The sequence below is a fragment of the Methylobacterium nodulans ORS 2060 genome (genome assembly GCF_000022085.1).
In the GTDB taxonomy this organism is placed as follows: domain Bacteria; phylum Pseudomonadota; class Alphaproteobacteria; order Rhizobiales; family Beijerinckiaceae; genus Methylobacterium; species Methylobacterium nodulans.
Genome location: NC_011894.1, coordinates 5,490,414 through 5,510,058 on the forward strand (window position 1 = coordinate 5,490,414; position 19,645 = coordinate 5,510,058).

The window sequence follows — 19,645 nt, forward strand, 5'->3', positions numbered from 1 at the left end:
CGCATTCGAGGGGACACGATTGCGCAGGCGCAGGAGGCGGGCCGCAACACGGATCATCCCCGCATCCGCGGGGGACACGCGAGCGCGTGCGCTTCCTGACCGGCGGTCGTCGGATCATCCCCGCATCCGCGGGGGACACCGCGGCTGCGCCTGGCCGAGGAAGCTCTTGACCGGATCATCCCCGCATCCGCGGGGGACACGCGGCGGGAGGATCAACCTCAATGACGTGCACGGATCATCCCCGCATCCGCGGGGGACACCGCAGAACGAACTATGACGCGATGGTCTCAGCCGGATCATCCCCGCATCCGCGGGGGACACATCGGGGATTGGCTGACCCTGTGGCTTGGAAACGGATCATCCCCGCATCCGCGGGGGACACGTCAGCCCACAGGCTGGCGAGAGCCAGTGCGGCGGATCATCCCCGCATCCGCGGGGGACACCACCGGAAGGCAGCGACAACCGCCGTCAAGTCCGGATCATCCCCGCATCCGCGGGGGACACGCCGCTGGCATCGCGTCTGAGGCAGTGCAGAGCGGATCATCCCCGCATCCGCGGGGGACACCCTCCTGCCCGGATCCGAACACCGGCACCGGGCGGATCATCCCCGCATCCGCGGGGGACACCGTCCTACGGAATGGGCGCGGGCCGGCGGCGGCGGATCATCCCCGCATCCGCGGGGGACACGCAGTCCAAGATGGGTCAGCAGATGCGGAAATCGGATCATCCCCGCATCCGCGGGGGACACGCTTATCTGGAGCTGACGGATAACCCTGCCATCGGATCATCCCCGCATCCGCGGGGGACACGCCAGGGATCATGGCCGATACAGCTTCACGGGCGGATCATCCCCGCATCCGCGGGGGACACGGGCGCCGCGGCTTTGCAGCCTTGGGCTCCTCCGGATCATCCCCGCATCCGCGGGGGACACACGTCCATACCCACGTCCGCGCGGGCGGTTGGCGGATCATCCCCGCATCCGCGGGGGACACCGCCACGGCTGGCCATTGCGCCGAGCGACAGGCGGATCATCCCCGCATCCGCGGGGGACACTGGACCGGCACGCCGCACGCGGCGACTGTGCCCGGATCATCCCCGCATCCGCGGGGGACACCGCAGAACTTGCCACAAACGGCCGATCGGCGTCGGATCATCCCCGCATCCGCGGGGGACACGGCCGCAGCGCGCACCAGAGCGAGGCGCAGAGCGGATCATCCCCGCATCCGCGGGGGACACTTCAGCCAGGAAATCAAGGACTTCACGTCGGGCGGATCATCCCCGCATCCGCGGGGGACACGCCTCCGCGCCCCCTGTCACCGCGTCCGGTGCCGGATCATCCCCGCATCCGCGGGGGACACGCTATGATGTCCGCTGCAAGCAGCGCCTCGTGCGGATCATCCCCGCATCCGCGGGGGACACTCGAAACCAGGCATTCATCAGGCTTCCCAAGGCGGATCATCCCCGCATCCGCGGGGGACACGTCCGCTACCGCAAGCACCCTGACGCGCTTGGAGGATCATCCCCGCATCCGCGGGGGACACGCGTGAGTGAGGAGCACCAGGGCAAGTTCTGGCGGATCATCCCCGCATCCGCGGGGGACACCAAGATCGCCGCGGCCTGGACGGCGCAGGAGCCGGATCATCCCCGCATCCGCGGGGGACACGGCCCGGAGGAGCGCCGCGTTGCGAGGGCGGCCCACGGATCATCCCCGCATCCGCGGGGGACACACCACCCCGGACGACCTGCTGGACCTCGCGGACGGATCATCCCCGCATCCGCGGGGGACACACGTGACAACTCAAGTGCTCGTCCAGCGTATGCGGATCATCCCCGCATCCGCGGGGGACACCAAACACCGCCCGCTGCGGTGGAAAGGACAGACGGATCATCCCCGCATCCGCGGAGGACACAGAGAGGCGCGCTAGGCCATGCCGGTCTCCGTCGGATCATCCCCGCATCCGCGGGGGACACAGAGTGGCGCCTCAGTATGGCGCTCCGCAGCGCGGATCATCCCCGCATCTGCGGGGGACACGCGTTGACGGCCGGCTAAATGGGCCGGTCTACCGGATCATCCCCGCATCCGCGGGGGACACCGGCGCCACGTCTGCCGGCCAGCGCCGTGTTTCGGATCATCCCCGCATCCGCGGGGGACACACGTCGGCCGGGCGGAGAGCTCGCACCTCGTCCGGATCATCCCCGCATCCGCGGGGGACACATCCTGCTCGGCGCCGTGCTGATTGCCGCGAGCGGATCATCCCCGCATCCGCGGGGGACACAGGCAGAAGCAGCTCGCCTGATCGTCCCCGGGCGGATCATCCCCGCATCCGCGGGGGACACCGTCCGGCGCCGTGCTTCTTCATCAGTTGCATCGGATCATCCCCGCATCCGCGGGGGACACGGTTGGTCGATGGTCAGCATCGGCGGCGCTGACGGATCATCCCCGCATCCGCGGGGGACACCCGTCCGTTGCCGCTACCGTTAGCGGGTCGACCGGATCATCCCCGCATCCGCGGGGGACACAATGGCAGTCCTGAGAATGGTGAAGTGACCAGCGGATCATCCCCGCATCCGCGGGGGACACGGCAGCCCGGCCACCCAGGCGTCGAGGTGGAACGGATCATCCCCGCATCCGCGGGGGACACGTCACGGTGGACGACACGCGGCCCTGGTAATTCGGATCATCCCCGCATCCGCGGGGGACACATGGCACGCGGCATGAAGGCGATTGCCGAGATCGGATCATCCCCGCATCCGCGGGGGACACTCACCCGATAGGCTCAACGTGATGCCCGTGACCGGATCATCCCCGCATCCGCGGGGGACACCGCCCCGCCTGAACGTCCATGTCGTGGAGCATCGGATCATCCCCGCATCCGCGGGGGACACAGCAGCTTCGAGGTGATGTTGTCGGCCACTAGCGGATCATCCCCGCATCCGCGGGGGACACTTGCGAGAGCCGGGCCTAACACGTTGTCTAAGCGGATCATCCCCGCATCCGCGGGGGACACACGTTCTGATCCCGCCAGTTGAATGCCCCGTACGGATCATCCCCGCATCCGCGGGGGACACCCGTCCGGGCATGTGGTCAAGGGCATCTCTGCCGGATCATCCCCGCATCCGCGGGGGACACCAGGTGCCGCACGATGCTCTGGCGTGTAAATACGGATCATCCCCGCATCCGCGGGGGACACCAAATCGGGAACGCGGCAATCGATCCGGTTCCCGGATCATCCCCGCATCCGCGGGGGACACGGCCTCCCTTGCGACCCGCGGCCGTGGCCGAGCGGATCATCCCCGCATCCGCGGGGGACACTACATTGTACGTTTCAATGACCGTGAGGCCGACGGATCATCCCCGCATCCGCGGGGGACACCGATAACTACTCTATTCTAAAGGGCACTGTTACGGATCATCCCCGCATCCGCGGGGGACACACCTCCTGAAACAAGGCGCGGATCTCCTCGACCGGATCATCCCCGCATCCGCGGGGGACACAAGTCGATGCCGATACCTGGGTGCTGTTCGGACGGATCATCCCCGCATCCGCGGGGGACACGATCTCGGCGCCGCCCGACCTGTTCCAGGTGCCGGATCATCCCCGCATCCGCGGGGGACACTGCCGCGCGAGCGGTCAGCTCGGGCGCCTTATCGGATCATCCCCGCATCCGCGGGGGACACATCCGGTCGCGCAGGCGCACGATCTCCCGCGCCGGATCATCCCCGCATCCGCGGGGGACACTACGCACGGCGCAGTCGGCGGATTTCTGCAACCGGATCATCCCCGCATCCGCGGGGGACACGGATCAAGGGCCGTCGCGCCCTTCTTCTCGAACGGATCATCCCCGCATCCGCGGGGGACACTCTTCCGATAAAGCCTTTGAAGAACTCGTGTTTCACGATGTCAAAGAGCGCACCGACGTTCGGCAGGCGTTCCGGCGGATGAACGCTGAGCCTCAGTCTGGCCGAAATGCAACAAGAGGAAGACCGTCGAAGTCGATCGGCTCGCGCCGGCTCCTGCCGCAGGTGTCGAAAGCGTAGCCGGCGTCGCTCGGGGTGCTCCAAGCGATAGCGCCACTGCCTTCGCCGATCGCTGAGCGGACTTCATCCCATATCCGCTCGCGGGTGCGACGGGAGTAGACACCAACGTAGACGCCAGCGCGTATCTCCACGAGCCAGACAGCGAGGCGTCCACGCAAGCGCGGCGGCGCATTCTCGACGACTACGACCATCATAAGGCCCAGCTCCTCATCCGCGGTGGCCCGGGTCGCCTGAGGATGGTTCATCGAAGGCCGGCTCTTGGGCGTCAGTGGGCGCGTCGGGCGGCGGCAGGCCGCCGGCGGCTAGCACGTCTTCAATCGCCGGAATGATCCGCTCCAGGAGACTCGTGCGCCGGAAGATGTCACGGCATTCGTGCCGCACTACCCTTTCCGTTGGCCCAGACAGCGCACCTCTCGCAGCGCGCCCCGCCACCCGAAAGGCCGCCGGCACTACGGTCTCGAACTTGAATAAGTCCGCTACATCATACACGAAGGAGCGTGGCCGTCCGGTATGCAGGAAGCCGATGGCTGGCGCATAGCCGGCTGCTAGCACGGCGGCCTCAGCCAGGCCGTGCAGGCAGGCCGTAGCGGCCGAGAGGCAGCGGTTCGGTACATCGGAGGCGTCCCAATCTCCCTGATCGTAGGCGCGCCGGTTCCACACGACCCCGTTCTGTTGGGCGTACAACTGGTAGAGGCGACGCACGCGGGCGCCCTCAATTCCCCGGAGCTGGTCGATGGAGCGGCGTTCGGGCGCGGCCTCGCCAAAGCGCAGCTCAAACATTCGGCGCACCACCTTGAGCCGGGCCGACTCATCAAGGGCGAGGCGGGCCTGCCACAGCAGCCGGTCCGCACGGGCGCCTCCCGGCTGACCAGCCGCGTAGAGGCGCACTCCCGCCTCCCCAACCCAGACCAGCAACGTGCCTGCTCGGGCGGCGAGCGCCACGGCGGCATGGCTCACCCGGGTACCGGGTTCCAGCATGAGGCAGACGAGGCCGCCGATCGGGATCTGCACCCGCACCCCGTTCTCGTCCACCAACACGAAGGTACCGTCGAGCACGTCGAGCTGTCCCTTCTCGACGAATAGCAAGGAAGCTCGATCCTTGATCGGGATAGGTTTGGGCGGTGGCAGCCCGGGCAGACTTGCACCGCTCATCCCCGGTTGGGCCGGATCAACATCAGGCCGCACCCAAATGCTTTGGCGCGGCCGAACCCCTCAGCGAGGGCGGCCAGAAACAGGGAGGGGTCTTCGACGCGCAGCACGCCTTCGAAATCGAGGCTTGAGAACCGCACCGGCGCGGCACCCTCGCGGGGCAAGACGTTCCAGCGTTCCCCGTCCACACTGAGGCAGGGCTGGCGCGTCCCGCTCGGCGCCTCGGCATCGCAAAGAGTGAAGCCGGCCCGCGCGCCTTGTCGTGCGAGCCAGCCTGCTCCGACCTCCTGAAGGACCGAGTGACGGCGCTCCGCTCGCACCTCCGGCGGCAGGTCGCGCAGCGCGCGGGCAACCGGATCAATGCGCTTGCCGCGGCGGCCGACGGCGGTGGGCGTGTCGCTCGCCGCGGGGCTGGCACGTAGCCGAAAGCCGAGACGTTGGCCCGGCGCGAGGACGGGAGCAAACGGCTTGGTCTCGATCTCGAAGAGGCCGCGGGTGTCCTGTGGTCTGCGCCGCGACAGGATGAGGAAGGTGGCACGCTGCCAGGTGCCGCCCGCGTCTTCGCACCAGAGGAAGTCGCGGGCGCGGTCCGGACTGTCGGCAAACAGCGACCAGAGCAGGCGGTGGCCGGCGGCCACGCGGGCCCCCTCCGTCTTGGGTAGAAGGAGGTGAGCGAGCGCGGCGACATCGGGGTCGCGACGCAAGCGAAGTCGGCTCAGATGCAGGTTCACGAGGCGCTCTCCGAACCATTCCGCCGCGGAACCGCCACTGCCTCTTCACGCAGGGCGAACTGCCAACGCCCGCGGCTTGCAACCCGATCGCGCCGCCGCTCGATCCGCAGCACCTCGTACTCCGGGCTCAGCATGTCGGCGCAGGTGCCGCGGCCAGCGAGGTCGACATCCGCGTAGAGGGGCCAAGCGGCCGGCCGGTCAGGATCTGGATCATAGGCCCGGCGCAGGACATCGAGCACCGTCGCGGTCGGTTCCGGATCTAGAGCGTCGTGCGTCACGAAGGTCTCGTCGAGGGCAGCGAGCAGGCTCCCAACCCGGGTGACCCCCTCGGCCCAGAGCGGCCGGAGCGGCAGCCCAAGCGGGCAGGACTTGCGGCCGAGATACGGCGCGAAGGTCGGGCGCCGCAGCGCTGTGGCCAGCGCTTCCGGGGTGGGGCCCTCGTCGACATGGATCAGCACCACATCCACGATTGGATCCGCCCGGTAGGCGCGCCGCGAGACCAGCGTGTTCAGGCCTGCCACGGCCAGGGCCTCGCGCCGCGTCGCCCAGCGGGCCTTGCGATCCACCGGCGGAGCTTGGACGGTATGATAGTCCTCCACCAGGCAGCCGGGCGTGCGCAGCCGCAGGGCCAAGCGGTAGCCCCGATCGAGGGCGGCATGACCGGCTTCGTCGGCGCGGTCGATCCCGAGGGCGCCCGCCACGAGGCCGAGGACCGCCGAGCGGGCTGGCCGGTCAAAGCTGCCACGCTCCTCACCCACCGCAACGTCGCCCATGCCGGCGAAGGGGGCATAGAGCGTGAAGACGAGGCCCGCAGGCATTAGCGGACCGCAAGCGCGATCAAGTCGGCGAGGCTGCCCTCACCGGCCGGCACGTTCATGATCGCGGTTTCCGCCTCGTCGCCGTAGGCCCGGGCGAAACTCTCGCGCAAGCTCAGCAGGCGAGCGATCGAGGTCTCCAGCACGTCCTCGCCTCCGACCGGCTTGAGGAAGGCGGCCGCCAAGGTCCGGGGCATCTCGCTGCCGCGCTCAAGCAGACCGAAGCTTGCCCGCGCACGGCTCGCGAAGCTGGCCTGTTTGCCGCGGGGCGCCACCGTGGTGACGGCTCGCACGACGGCGGAGAGGCCGGCCCGGGCCAAATCCTCATCGCCGGCGAGGTTGCGCACCAGGAGGTCGCGGTCGATGCAGACGTAGAGGTAGAACAGGCCCGAGCCGAACCCGGCCTCGCCGACAAAGCCGGCGCCCGCATCCTCCTGCGGGCCTTTGAGGTCATCCACGGCGGTATAGTAGTCGTCCTCGACAGGGGCCCGATGGGTCGTGAAGGCATGAGCCACTTGTACGGCTGCCTCTCGGTTGAATTCCGGGCTGTCGGCCAGCATGCGCCCGAACATCGCGACATCGACGGCACCGTCCGCACGGCGCAGGAGCGGCGCCTTATCGACATCGACCGTCTCGCCAGCAGCCAGCCGCTCGGCCAACGCGAAGGCGGCCTTGCGCTCATCCGCCGAGATGAAGGCGAGCTGCTCGATGTGGGTCGGCTTCTTATCCCCTTCACTCTTGAGCTTGCCGAAGCGCTCGGCAACGGCGCGGGCTGCTGTGCGGGCGGTGGCTGGGTCAGCGCCGCGGTCGATGAGGTGCCCCTCGATTGTCTCGCCGAGGCGCTGCGTGCGCTGGCCGAGGTGGCCGGCGAGCGCCTCCGCAAAAGCGTCTGATGAGCGCCAGGCTCGCTTGAGAGCTTGGGAGGAAACCCGCAGCCGGTCGACGTTACCAACCCTAGCGGTTTTCGGCCGGCCGGTGTCGTCGCGATTGAGGTTCGCCGGCGGGTAAGCGGTCAGCACGTGAAGCTGGAAGAATGTCGTCATTTCAGGAGCACCCGTCAGGCAGAGGCGCGGGGGAGCCGGGCGGATCGCCGGCGGCGGCGTGGTACTCGTAGGCGAAGCGGCTACGGATGCGGGGGCCTCGCTCCTCGTCGGCCCAGCCGAGGATCAGGAGGGCAAGGGCCCCAACGTCGAGCGGGCGATCTGCCAGGGCGACCAAGCGGCGCATCTGACGCAGAAGATCATCGGGCTCCCGGGCCTGGAGGAGGCGCTTGAGGCGCAGGGGCGAAAGACAGGCGGTCTCATAATCGTGGTCGGCCAGGCTCGCACGGCCGACGACCCGGGCAGGTTTGGCCGCAGGATCATGGGCGCGAACATGGGCGAGTACCGCGGCCGTCACTGCGACCGGCACGAGGGTTTCGGCAGCCCGCGCTCGGCCGTAGCCCAGGGCGCGATGGAGCGAGAACACCACCGCCTCATCGAGAATGTCGAGCACGCTGGATGCCCGGCGCAGGCGTGCCAGAGCGGCCCGATCAGCGTTGGGATTGGCGGTGCCATCCGACCGCAGCGGCTGGAGGTTTTGCCACCAGCGCCGCACGGCCCGGCGGCGATCATGGTCTGCCGCCGACGGCCCGGCGGGACCGGAAGACGTCTCGTCGCTCATGCGCGCTCCTTGCGCTTGTTGGACGGCTTCGGCGGCTCGAACCCCAAAGCCTCGAAGAAGCTGGCGCCAGACTTGCCGTAGCCGTGAAGGGCAAGGTGAAGATTGCTGCGGGCCTCGATCCGAGCCTGCCCGGCCCGCAGGTCGAGGGCGTCGAGGTCGTCGAGTGGGACGAGGTCGTCAAAGAGGTCGATCGCCGCCCGGCGCAGGCTCTCGCGCCAAGCCTCGCGTGCCGCAGTCGTGACGACCAGGGCGTCGGCGTTCGGATCGGCTAAGTCTTCCGAAAGAGCCGCGAGGGCCTCGCCGAAAGCGGCTTCCGTGCGCTCCCAGAACCGGGCGCGAGCCAGATCGATTGCCCCGCCCCCCTTTGGAGCGTTCTGGAAGCCATCGCCGGCCGTGGCCTTGACGAACAGGGCCGCGCGCACCCCGGTGCGCAGCAGTCCCTCAGCCGCGTACGCTCCCTTGATCATGTCGCTCACAGCACCGTTGAGGTCACTGAACCGGCCGGGGGGCGGCAGGTGGAGCGGCATCTCGCTCTCGATGAAGGCGCGGGCCTTCATGTTGTCCATGTCGTAGCCGGTCGCGAGGAGACGAGCTTGCGCCGCGGTGGGCCCGCCGACGCCTTCGAGGCGGGAGAGCCCCAGAGTGACAGCGTCAGCCGGTCTCCTCAGAGGCGAGGCGGCCTGATCGCTCACCACCAGTCCGACCCAATGCCGGTACCCGACACGGCCGGGCTGACCGTGCACCGGCAGAAAAGGCTCATCGGCCTTGCCCCGGTAGTGCGGCGAGAGTGGGTGAGTGAAGCCAACGTAACTCGTGCCATGAGGCCGGGTGCGGTAGGCCCGGACCACCACTGGGTCGATGCGGCCAGTGAGATCGCAGGGGTGGCCCTCGGTGTTCGCTTCGAAGACGAGCCGGACGCGGCGCGGCATGCCCCAGAAGGCCTGAAGCGGATCGACGTCGGAGGGCGTCGTCACCCGCTTCTGCTCGGAGGTGCGAGTGGGCGCGAGCCAGGGAAAAACGCGCTTGAGCGAGCTTGCCTCACACGCCGGTGTCGCGAGCCAGAGGGTTTGCCATAGTGGGACCGGCCGGGCCGGGTCGCCGCCGCGGGGCGGGCCTGGAAGGAGTAGCGTGGTGAGGGGCCCACCGCCGCGGACTGACACGCGGTGGCCGGCACCGCCGGACGGGGCGTAGGTCTGGAGCGTGTGGAGCGCGATGGCGGCGCCTGCCCGCGACAGGGTCTCGACCCGGCCCCGGCGCACGAAGTGGTCGAGGTTGCGCTTGATCGTGTTGGCGCCGGGCGCCTCGATCAGAAGCTGACCGACCGGAACGGTCTCGCCCGCAATGTCCTCGAGGTCCTGCCCGAAGCGCGGCCCCTCGCCGTCCAGGATGAAGGCGGGTGCGAGCGGAGCGAAGGCAGCGTCGAGCACCTCGGGTGCGGGTGGGTGGCGCAGATGCTCCCTCCAGGCGCCTGGACCGGCCCAACTGCCGCAGGCCGTGCCGAAGAGGGCGATCCAGTACTCCCGGGTCGCCGCGTCGAGGTCGGGCCGGCCCCAGGCCGGAGCGACGACGGGATTGGCCGCGATGTCCGCGGTGATTTCAGCCGGGCGAATGCAGGCGTGGGTGCCGTCGGCGCGCAGGACGGGGATCCACGGCTCGGTGAGCAGTGAGAAGGGGCGCATTTCGGTAGCCCTGCGGAACGGGGGAGTCGTCTCCGCTCTGGGGGCATTGCTTGCACAATAGGGGCTACCGTGCAAGTGGTCCGCGGGTTCCGTCCCACTCCTTTTTCGCGCCCCCGCAGGCGCATCCGCATCGCTGCATCAGCATCCCCGCCTCCGCGGGGAACCTGAGGTTCGATGTGTCCTCGGGTTCCGTCACACACCGGTTCATGCTCGCTTCCGCGAGCCCGGCCGAGCCTAGGTAACCCTGAGCCCCTCGGCAACAGAGTAGGTGAAGTTGACAGCCTGACCTTCATCATCGACGAGCACACCCGCCCATGCCTCCCCTTGCTGCCGCTCCAGCGGCAGCAGGATCACATCTTCGTCAAAGCGGCTCCAACCAACGCGAACTGCATCGACAAGGGAACGCCACCGGACCTCCGCTTGGTGCCGGCCCCGCAAGACACGCTCGTAGGCCTTGACCTCAGACAGCGACCAGGCGGTGCTCGGATCTGGATCTTGGGCCCAGGGTACGAGGCGCTCACCATCACGCCGCGCCAGGCGCAGCACGCGGGCTGCTTCCGCCAGGCGCGTGACAACCTGCCTCTCCTGCTGCCAAGCCTTACCGTCAGCCCGGTAGCCGTCGCGGTGGTCAAGGAGGTTCTGGTCTGCAAAGGCGCGCTCCGCACCGGCTCGACCATGCTGTTCGTCCGACGCCGCGAGGAGCACCTCCGGCACGTCCCCCTTGTTTTCCGCGTAGACGGCCTCGATGGCGCTCCGCACATCGCGGGGAACGTTGAAGGTCGCAGAGGCGAAAAGCGTGCGCGCCGTGCGCCACAGGATCGCTGGATCAGTGTAGACGAACGCGGTCCGCCGCAAAGCCGCTCCCACCCAGTCGGCGCTGACTGAGCCTGCCGGATCGGGCGAGACGATCACGAGTTCAGGGCCGGACACCGACCGCGGCCGGCCTGCATGGCGCCAAAGGCGGCCGGCCCGCTGCAACAATGCGTCAATCGGGGCAAGGTCAGAGACAATCAGGTCGAAGTCGAGATCCAGGGACTGTTCCAGGACCTGCGTCGCCACCAGCACCCGCCCCCGCCGATCCTCTGGCTGAGAGCTCTTGCCGAAGGTCGCCAGCACCCGCTCCTCGATTGCAAGGCGGTCGTGCATCGCGAAGCGAGCATGGAAGAGGTCGGCAGGGATGCCGGCCTGCCGCAGAACGGCGGCGGTCTCAATGGCGTCGTCGACCGTGTTGCGCACGTAAGCGACGCAGGCGCCCGCGGCCACCGCAGCGCGGATGCGCTCAAGGGCGGAGGACGGGTTCGGGACCCGCGTAACCGTCAAGTTCCGGCGCAGCTCGGGCCGGGCATGAAGCCTTTTCTCAACCGGGCTGCCGGCTCTGGCTACCAGCGTAGCCACTGGGTAGTGCGCCTGCTTGAGCGGCGCGCCTCCATCGCCCACCGCCCCGCGCCAAGCCGCGACGAGGCGGTCCTTCACGGTCCGGGGTAACGTCGCCGACAGGATGATGGTTGAGCCCCCACCCGCGGCATGGAAGGCCACGAGGCGCTCGAGTTCGGTCCCCACGTAGGCGTCATAGCTGTGGGCCTCATCCACCAGCAGCACCTTGTCGGCGAGCCCAGCGAGGCGCACCGCTTGGTAGCGGGCCGGCAGAACCGAGAGGAGCACCTGGTCGATGGTGCCGACCCCGAGATCGGCCAGCAGGGCGCGACGACTTTCTCCCATGAGCCATCCGGCCGCCACGGCGGCGGAGTCTTGCTCACCCTCCCGCTCCCCGGCGGGAGCCGCACCGGGCGCGGCCGGGACCGGCACCGAGCGGAAGGCCGGGTGCAGGGTAGCGGCACCGTGAGCCAGGGTCAGGGAAGGCTTAGCCCCCTCGCCGAAGAGCCGGGGTGCGATCTCCCGGACGCGGGAGAACATGGCGTTCGCCGTCGCCATCGTCGGCAGCGCGAGGAAGAGGCCGCGGGCTCGCCCATCGGCGAGGAGCCGATGGGCGAGCATCAAGGCCGCCTCGGTCTTACCGCCACCCGTCACGTCCTCGACGATGATAAGGAGGGGCCCGTCGGGTAATGCGACCTCGGTTGCCCAAGACTGCGCCGCCGAAGGTGGACACGTCACCCCGGTCAGGGCTGAGAAGGATAAGCGCGGTCCCGGAGCAGCCGGGACGAGGCCGAACGCCGCCACAGCGCCCTCCGCCTGGGCTATCGCGGCCTCCCAGTAGGTGCGCAGGTCTGTATCGGGCGCAGTGTAGGGAAAGTGGCTTTGGTCCGAGCCAATCCAGTCGGCGAGCGCTGTCAGGCCGGCAAGCCTCCAACTCACAGCTTTGAGCTGGGCTTCCGACGGCGGTGGTAGGTCGGGAACGGGCAGCAGCGCCGCAACGGCGCGCCAATAGGCGAAAGCCGCATGCGCGGCCCCGACCGGCCGAAAGAGATGTCCCCAGCCCCGACGCCGGTCCGGGCCGGCAGCCGGCCGGCCGTGATGGCCGAGGATCGGCTCGAGGAGCAGGGTCGTCTCACCCCAGTCCCAGCCCGCGCACAACGGCGGCGCGTCTCCCGGTGTCGCCCCGTCATCGATCCAGTCGCGGAGCAGCACGAACCCTGCCGTAGGGTGGCCTGGATCGAGGTTTTTGAGGACCACGTCCTCCGGCCACGGGATCTGGCAGTGCGGATAGCAATGAGGAGCCGCGGCCTGGAACAGCGGTGAGAACTTACCGATGTCATGGAGGGCGAGGAGGTGGAGCCATAATGCCCGGAGCGCCTCAAGCTCCCAGCCGAGCTGTTGGGCAAGTGTCATGAACGCCTGCGGCCTAGCACGTATTAATGCGAGGCCTGACGCTGCAACGTCGAGGCTGTGGGCCCACACTGGGTGAAATCTAGGCCCGATTGATCTTTTACTTGGCCTCGCCTTGCCCCAAAAAGTTTGGAAGGTCACCAATCCCTCACAACAGCAAGACCCAAGCGAGCGGGGCGTAGCGGTTAATCGTTATAGCGGATCTAATCAGACAGTGCTGTAGGATCCCTCGGGCGGGCTTCAGCCTCGGCGTGCCCCTCTCCCTTAACCTCGACAGCAGAAACGCCGTCAGCGGGCTTCCCTGTGTCCGGAACAGGCCTCATGCCGCTACGCCGCCCCACCCTAAGCATGCAAGAATTTCAGGTCCAGCCCCCTATACTCCACCTTCGCGATGTCCTCGGCCAGTATCCGAGTGGGAAACCCCTTTCCGTAGCCCGCATCAGCGCCAGTTGAGGCCCAGCCCCCCAGAGCCCGCCGCCGGTCTTCTGGGACCCCGGCCTCCCGCAGCCGGTCAGCCCATCCGTGGCGGAACGAGTGGAACTTGGTCCCCGTCTTTGCGGCCCCGCATGAGTGCAGGAAACGTGAGAACCATTTCTGAAAGGCGTCCGAGTAGTACCCGCGAGTATCCTTCTGCAATTCCGGAAATATACGCCCATCTCCTTCAACAGGGAGGTCCCTTACGTAGTCAACAAATCCGATCTTTATGACCTCTGGATGCAGAGGCACGATACGGGTTCCGGCTTTACTTTTGATGCGCTGATCCGCATCAGCGGCTCGCACATGAAGGACAGTGATCCCATTGCGTTCCGCCAGATCTTCTACGCGAAGCTGGCATGCCTCATTCAGCCGCAGGCCGTGGAAGAGACTAAGCAGAGGCACCCAGAACCGAGCGCGTCTCGGGTGAGACCCGCCTGGCTTGGCATAGCCCGCCTCATCGTCCTGGCATCCGGCATAGATGGGCGCAGAGAATATAGCTCGCAACTGCTCAAGATCAAATGGCTCTCTCTTATTTTTCTGCACCTCATCAATAGCAAGACCGGAAGCAGGATTGCGGCCGATCCACTCTTCTTTTATTGCCCAATTGAACATGGTAGACATTTTAGTCAAATGGGAATTTATTGTTTGAATGTTCAAGGTTGCAAGCCTGTTGCGTTGTGCAAGCTCACCCGCTTGGAGCAATGTCATCCCAGGAAATCGCTTCGTGGCATTTGGCGGCAGCGCCAAAAATAGATCTCGCACCCGTTTCGTGTGCTCGCGAGATATGCTTTGCACCTCAGTGTCCGGACCTATGATCTCCCGCATTGCGGTGAACACCATCCGGTAGTCGGTATTGGTCTTTCCGGTCCGCGCACCTCGCCCGGGATCCTTCTCAAATTCTGAGATCAAGGCGTTCAACGTGCGCTTCGGTGATGAGTCGTGGGACCTCCGGGCCGTATCGAACAGCGGATCTACCGCCTCGGCTCGCTGCCCAGTGAGATCGGCGATCTGGCGCTGGTTCAGCTCTAGAAGGCATCGGCGGACGAGCTGTTCGAGCTCCCTGTACTGCTCGGTTTGGCGGTCGACCGCCGGCACCTTGATATGTCGCTTGAGCTTCCCCGGACCATCCGGCTGCGCCGGGAACCCGGCCTCAAGCAGCACCTGATTGGCGGCGAACTGGACGCGCTCCGCATAGTCCGCTGGTTTAGGGCTTTGGAGGACAGACGTGTCGTTGCGGATCTCGGATAGGATTTCGTCCCAGTCGATGAACCGCGTCGCATCGCCCCTGCTGGAGCCCGGTGCAACTCGTTGCACAGCCCTCTCGAACCAGCGGACAGTCAGTGTCTCCAGGTCTCGCCGCGACAGCCTCTCGATGCGGCCGGCGGCGAGTACGCGGCGAAGGGACGCATCATCGTCCCGGTCACGGCGGGCGGACGCGAAGTCCCGTTCGACCCGCGCCTGCTCCAGGCGGAACCGGCTCAGGGCCTGTTTCCGCTCCTTCGTGCGGAGGGAGCGCACAATGTGAGTGCGTCCGAGGGCGCCCACGAGGTCGAGCGGGACGCGGATCCGGAGATAGAACGTGCCATTGCGCAGCACGAGGTTGGGCTGATGGGCCACGGTTTCACCCGCCATGTGTCACAGTCCTGTGTCACAGCCGCGCTGAGAAACCTGTGTTCTATCAGAAGCTTATGCCCCCACAAGCACTTACGTGCAGTGTGGTGGGCCCGGCAGGATTCGAACCTGCAACCAGACCGTTATGAGCGGCCGGCTCTAACCGTTGAGCTACGGGCCCGACGAGGACATGCGCGGACGGATAGCGGGTTCGCGCCCGAACGTCATCCGGAAAACGAATGCGGTGCAATCGCCCGGCCCGCCCCGGGGCGCATCCTCCGGTCGCGGGCGATCCGGCCTGCCGCGACACGGGCGAGGCCGGATAAAGTCCGGCCCGGCAAGCCTGCGCGGAATCAGGGCTCCGCGAGATCCGCCACGGGCCCGCTCGCGGACGAGGCCGTCTCGGTGACGAGCCAGCCGCCGGCAAGGATCCCGATGATCAGAGCGCCCGTCACGAAGGCCACCGGATAGGTCAGGGCCAGGAGAGGACTCTGTTTCGGGGGAGTGGTCATGATGCCGCCTCTCACACCGTCATGGACCTGCCGACACAACGCTGCGGATCCGCATCCGTGCCGACGCCGATGAAACAAGCATCTTCCGTGCCTGCTCCCGCGCCCAGCCCGGGTCCGTTCCGGCCACATCGCAACCCTCGGTTGAGGCCGCGGCCGGGCGATCCGTCGAAGCCTGGCCGGATCCACCGATCGGGCGAAGCGCGCTTCCTCCAAAGGTTGTGAACCGCCACGCTTCGTCATAACCTTGCGGAAGATCGTCCGGAACTCTTCGTCATGGTCACGCGCGTCGCTACCGTCGCCTTCGAGGGCATCGAGGCGCGGGCCGTCGATGTCCAGGTGCAGATCGCGCCCGGCACGGTCGCCTTCACGGTGGTGGGCCTGCCCGACAAGGCGGTGGCGGAATCCCGCGAGCGCGTGCGTGCGGCGCTCATCGCCTCGGGGCTGGCCCTCCCGGCCAAACGCATCACCGTGAACCTCGCCCCGGCGGACCTGCCGAAGGAGGGCTCGCATTACGATCTGCCGATCGCGCTCGGGGTAATGAGCGCCATCGGCGCCCTGCCGGGCGACGCGCTTGCCGGCTATTGCGTCCTCGGGGAACTCGCTCTCGACGGCAGCATCACGGCGGTCGCGGGCGTCCTGCCGGCCGCCATGGCGGCCCATGCCCGCGGGCTCGGCCTGATCTGCCCCGCCGCGAGCGGCCCGGAGGCCGCCTGGGCCGGGGGCGACATGGAGGTGCTCGCCCCCCGCTCCCTCATCCAGCTCGCCAACCACGTCAAAGGGACGCAGGTCATGGCCCGCCCCCTTCCGGCGGTCGCGGCGGAGACGGGATCGCTCCCGGACCTGCGCGAGATCAAGGGCCAGGAGGGCGCCAAGCGCGCCCTGGAGATCGCCGCGGCGGGCGGCCACAACCTCCTCATGAACGGGCCGCCCGGAGCGGGCAAGTCGATGCTCGCCGCCCGTCTGCCCTCGATCCTGCCGCCGCTCGGCCCGCGCGAGCTCCTCGAAATCTCGATGATCCAGTCAGTGGCCGGCGAATTGAAGAACGGCGCCCTCTCGAACCGCCGCCCCTTCCGGGCGCCCCACCATTCGGCCTCGATGGCGGCCCTGGTGGGCGGCGGGCTCGGCGCCAGGCCCGGCGAGGCATCGCTCGCCCATGGCGGCGTGCTCTTCCTCGACGAGCTTCCCGAATTCACCCCTCAGGTGCTCGATTCCCTGCGCCAGCCGCTGGAGACCGGCAGCGTCATGATCGCGCGGGCGAACCATCGCGTGACCTATCCGGCGCGGTTCCAGCTCGTCGCCGCCATGAATCCCTGCCGCTGCGGGCAGGCGACCGAGCCGGGCTATGCCTGCCGCCGGGGCCCGACCGAGCGCTGCGCGGCGCAGTACCAGGCCCGCCTCTCCGGCCCCCTCCTCGACCGCATCGACCTGCAGATCGAGGTGCCCGCCGTCACGGCGGCCGACCTCATCCTGCCACCCCCGGCCGAGGGCTCGGCCGAGGCGGCCGCCCGCGTCGCGGCGGCCCGCGCCCGGCAGGAGCGGCGCTATGCCGAGGCGGGCCTTAAGCCCGGCACCACCAACGCCTCCTGCCCGGCGAGCCTGATCGAGGAGGCGGCCCGGCCCGACCCGGACGGCCTCGCCCTCATCCGGGACGCCGCGGAGGCGATGCGCCTCTCGGCGCGCGGCTTCCACCGCGTCCTGCGGGTTGCCCGCACCCTGGCCGACCTCGACGGCGAGTCCCGCGTGCGCCGCCTGCATCTGGCCGAGGCCCTCTCCTATCGCGGCCGCGCCAATCCGCGCCCGGCGGCGGCGTAAACTCCGGACGATCCGACCGGCTTCCTTAGCGTCCCGCTCATCCTGTTCCGCAAGCCATCCTTCAGGACCACGGCGCATCCTGTGCGGGTCGCGGCGGGGGACGGCGATGGGACGGGTCGAGGGCGCAGCGCAGACCGGCATGGAGGCAGCTCTCCGGGCGGAGTCCGGCCTGGTCTATGCCGGCTTCGACGGTCTCGGCACCGGGATCGGCCTCATCGCCGCCCTCCTCCTCGTCGCCATCGGCTGGCATGCGCGCCGGCTCGCCCGCTGGCGCCGCGAGCGCGAGATCGAACACCTCCACGATCGGATCTGGCATCTCTCCGAGAGCGAGGAGCGCTACCGCAGCCTCGTCGAGGCCCAGATCGAGGTCATCGTCCAGCGCGACGCCGAGGGGCGCATCACCTTCGCCAACGAGGGCTTCGCGCGCCTCGCGGGCAGCAGCCCCGGGGCTCTCCTGGGCACGGCGCAGCAATTGACCGTCCTGGACAGCACCCCGGTCGAGAGCCGACCCGACGGCACCCGCGCCGCCGATGTGGCGGTGGCGCCGCCGGAGGGTGGCGCGACCCGCTGGTTCGCCTTCGTGGAAACCGCCGTCGTCGGCCGCGACGGGCGCCCGGAGGTGCTGAGCGCCGGCCGCGAGATCACCGAGCGGATCGAGGCCGTGCGCTCCCTCGACGAGGCCCGCAGCCGGGCCGAGGCGGCAAGCGTGGCGAAGTCGCGCTTCCTCGCCACCGTCAGCCACGAGTTCCGCACGCCGCTCAACGGCATCCTCGGCATGGCCGACCTCGTGCTCGACACGCCGCTCAGCCCCGAGCAGGAGACCTACATCCGCGCGGTGAAGACCTCCGGGGAGGCGCTGCTCTCGCTGATCGACGGCATCCTCGACTTCTCGAAGATCGAGGCCGGCCGCCTTGACCTCGCGGCCGAGCCCTTCGACCCCGCCGGCCTCGTGGAGAGCGTGGTCGAGCTCCTGGCCCCGCGGGCCCAGGACAAGGGCCTGGAGATCGCCGCCGATCTGGCCGAGGATCTGCCGCTCCAGGTGGTCGGCGACAGCGACCGGGTGCGGCAGATCCTGCTCAATCTCGCGGGCAACGCCGTCAAGTTCACGGAATCGGGCGGCGTCGGCGTCACGGCCGAACGGGCCGGCGCGGAGATCGCGCTCACCGTGCGGGACACCGGCCCGGGCATCCCGGAGGAGCGCCTGCCGCTTCTCTTCGAGGAGTTCGAGCAGGGCGACGGCAGCGCGAGCCGCCGCCACGAGGGCACCGGCCTCGGGCTCGCCATCACCCGCCGGCTCGTCGACCGCATGGGCGGGCGCATCGAAGTGACCTCGCGCCCGGATGAAGGCAGCTGCTTCCGGGTCGTCCTGCCCCTGCGGGCCCTCGGCGAGGAGCGGCCCCGGCCGCCCTCGCTGGCGGGCCGGCGGATTCTGGTGGCGGCCGCCTCTGCCTTCGAGGGGCCTTTCCTCCGCGACCGCCTCGCGCGGGCCGGTGCCGAGGTCGTCGCCGCCGAGACCGAGGCGGCGGCCCGCGAGACCCTGCGCGGGGTCGGCACGACCCCATGCGGGCCCGCCCCCTTCGACGCGGTCCTGGCCGACCGGGCCCTCGGCGACGAGGCGGTGCGGCGCATCGCCGGGGCCGCTAAGCGGGCCGGAATCCCCCGCGCCGTCGTGCTGCTCTCGCCCTTCGACCGGCGTGATTTCGGCTCGCCCGGCGCGGCGGGGTTCGACCGCTACCTGATCAAGCCGGTGCGGGCCCGCTCCCTCTTCGCGCACCTGTGCGAGGAGGCGAGGCCGCCCGGCGGCGAGCTGCGCCGGGCGCCAGGGGCCGATCGACCCGCCGCGGCCCGGGGCCGTCCCCGCGTGCTCCTCGCCGAGGACAACCCGATCAACGCGCTCCTCGCCCGCAAGGCCCTGGAGCGCCTGGACACCGTCGTGACCTGGGTGCCGGATGGTGTCGAGGCCCTGCGCCACCTCGAAGCCGCCGCGGCGGGCGAGGCCGAGGGCTTCGACCTCGCCCTCCTCGATATCCGGATGCCGCGCCTCGATGGTCTCGAGGCCGCGCGCCGCCTGCGGGCCTTCGAGCGGGCCCGCGGCATCCCGCCCCAGCACCTCATCGCCGTCACGGCCAATGTCGGCGCCGAGGACGAGGCTGCCGCCCGCGCGGCCGGCTTCGACGGCTTCCTCTCGAAGCCTCTCGATCTCATCGCCTTGCCCGCGCTCCTCGCCGGGCCCGCACGGGCCGCCTAAATAGAACCTGACCTGCGTGGCAGCCGCCCCGCTCCTCATGCTGAAGTGCTGCCCCGGAAGGAAGCGCCCGGTCAGCCGGTTTCATCCGTCAGGGTCAGCGCAGTTGGTGGCAAACTGATCCCAACG

The 19,645-nt window shown here is 68.9% G+C and carries 12 protein-coding genes, 1 tRNA gene and 1 CRISPR repeat array; of the genes, 2 read left to right on the forward strand and 11 right to left on the reverse strand.

The window, feature by feature from the left end:
• The first annotated feature begins 49 nt into the window (after positions 1-49).
• A CRISPR array of direct repeats spans positions 50-3,862; the repeat unit is 29 nt; unit sequence CGGATCATCCCCGCATCCGCGGGGGACAC.
• Positions 3,863-3,954: 92 nt separating this feature from the next.
• From cas2e to MNOD_RS48245, 11 genes are all read right to left on the reverse strand, one after another.
• Entirely contained in the window at positions 3,955-4,233 is a 279-nt protein-coding gene (gene cas2e, locus MNOD_RS25585) for a type I-E CRISPR-associated endoribonuclease Cas2e (protein WP_015931861.1), read from the reverse strand.
• Between the two features lie 13 nt (positions 4,234-4,246).
• The gene (cas1e, locus tag MNOD_RS25590) at positions 4,247-5,125 is read right to left on the reverse strand and encodes a type I-E CRISPR-associated endonuclease Cas1e (RefSeq protein ID WP_244424560.1); all 879 of its coding nucleotides are present in this window, start codon (positions 5,123-5,125) and stop codon (positions 4,247-4,249) included.
• A 62-nt stretch (positions 5,126-5,187) separates the two neighbouring features.
• Complete coding sequence (gene cas6e / locus MNOD_RS25595) at positions 5,188-5,919, reverse strand: type I-E CRISPR-associated protein Cas6/Cse3/CasE (RefSeq protein ID WP_015931863.1); 732 nt, start codon at positions 5,917-5,919, stop codon at positions 5,188-5,190.
• Positions 5,916-6,737, reverse strand: coding sequence for a type I-E CRISPR-associated protein Cas5/CasD (cas5e, locus tag MNOD_RS25600; protein ID WP_015931864.1), 822 nt, complete (start codon positions 6,735-6,737; stop codon positions 5,916-5,918). Before cas5e ends, cas6e begins: the two co-directional genes overlap by 4 nt.
• The gene (gene cas7e, locus MNOD_RS25605; protein WP_015931865.1) at positions 6,737-7,777 is read right to left on the reverse strand and encodes a type I-E CRISPR-associated protein Cas7/Cse4/CasC; all 1,041 of its coding nucleotides are present in this window, start codon (positions 7,775-7,777) and stop codon (positions 6,737-6,739) included. Before cas7e ends, cas5e begins: the two co-directional genes overlap by 1 nt.
• Before the next feature lies 1 nt (position 7,778).
• Positions 7,779-8,396 (reverse strand): type I-E CRISPR-associated protein Cse2/CasB, encoded by a 618-nt coding sequence (gene casB, locus MNOD_RS25610; RefSeq protein ID WP_015931866.1) that lies wholly within the window; start codon positions 8,394-8,396, stop codon positions 7,779-7,781.
• Positions 8,393-10,075, reverse strand: a complete 1,683-nt coding sequence (gene casA / locus MNOD_RS25615; protein WP_015931867.1) for a type I-E CRISPR-associated protein Cse1/CasA — start codon at positions 10,073-10,075, stop codon at positions 8,393-8,395. Before casA ends, casB begins: the two co-directional genes overlap by 4 nt.
• Before the next feature lie 234 nt (positions 10,076-10,309).
• Positions 10,310-13,000 carry a CRISPR-associated helicase Cas3' gene (cas3, locus tag MNOD_RS25620; RefSeq protein ID WP_198157538.1) on the reverse strand — a complete coding sequence of 897 codons (2,691 nt, stop codon included), beginning with the start codon at positions 12,998-13,000 and terminating at the stop codon, positions 10,310-10,312.
• A 201-nt stretch (positions 13,001-13,201) separates the two neighbouring features.
• On the reverse strand, positions 13,202-14,968 hold the full coding sequence (locus MNOD_RS43950) for a site-specific integrase (protein ID WP_015931869.1): 1,767 nt from the start codon (positions 14,966-14,968) through the stop codon (positions 13,202-13,204).
• Between the two features lie 84 nt (positions 14,969-15,052).
• Positions 15,053-15,128, reverse strand: a tRNA-Ile gene (locus MNOD_RS25630).
• Positions 15,129-15,300: 172 nt separating this feature from the next.
• Positions 15,301-15,459, reverse strand: a complete 159-nt coding sequence (locus MNOD_RS48245; protein WP_015931870.1) for a hypothetical protein — start codon at positions 15,457-15,459, stop codon at positions 15,301-15,303.
• A 273-nt stretch (positions 15,460-15,732) separates the two neighbouring features.
• On the opposite strand from MNOD_RS48245, the gene MNOD_RS25635 reads away from it, so the two are divergent.
• Both MNOD_RS25635 and MNOD_RS25640 read left to right on the forward strand, forming a co-directional pair.
• Complete coding sequence (locus tag MNOD_RS25635) at positions 15,733-17,271, forward strand: YifB family Mg chelatase-like AAA ATPase (RefSeq protein ID WP_015931871.1); 1,539 nt, start codon at positions 15,733-15,735, stop codon at positions 17,269-17,271.
• 106 nt (positions 17,272-17,377) lie between these two features.
• Complete coding sequence (locus tag MNOD_RS25640) at positions 17,378-19,519, forward strand: ATP-binding protein (protein WP_015931872.1); 2,142 nt, start codon at positions 17,378-17,380, stop codon at positions 19,517-19,519.
• Positions 19,520-19,645 lie beyond the last annotated feature (126 nt).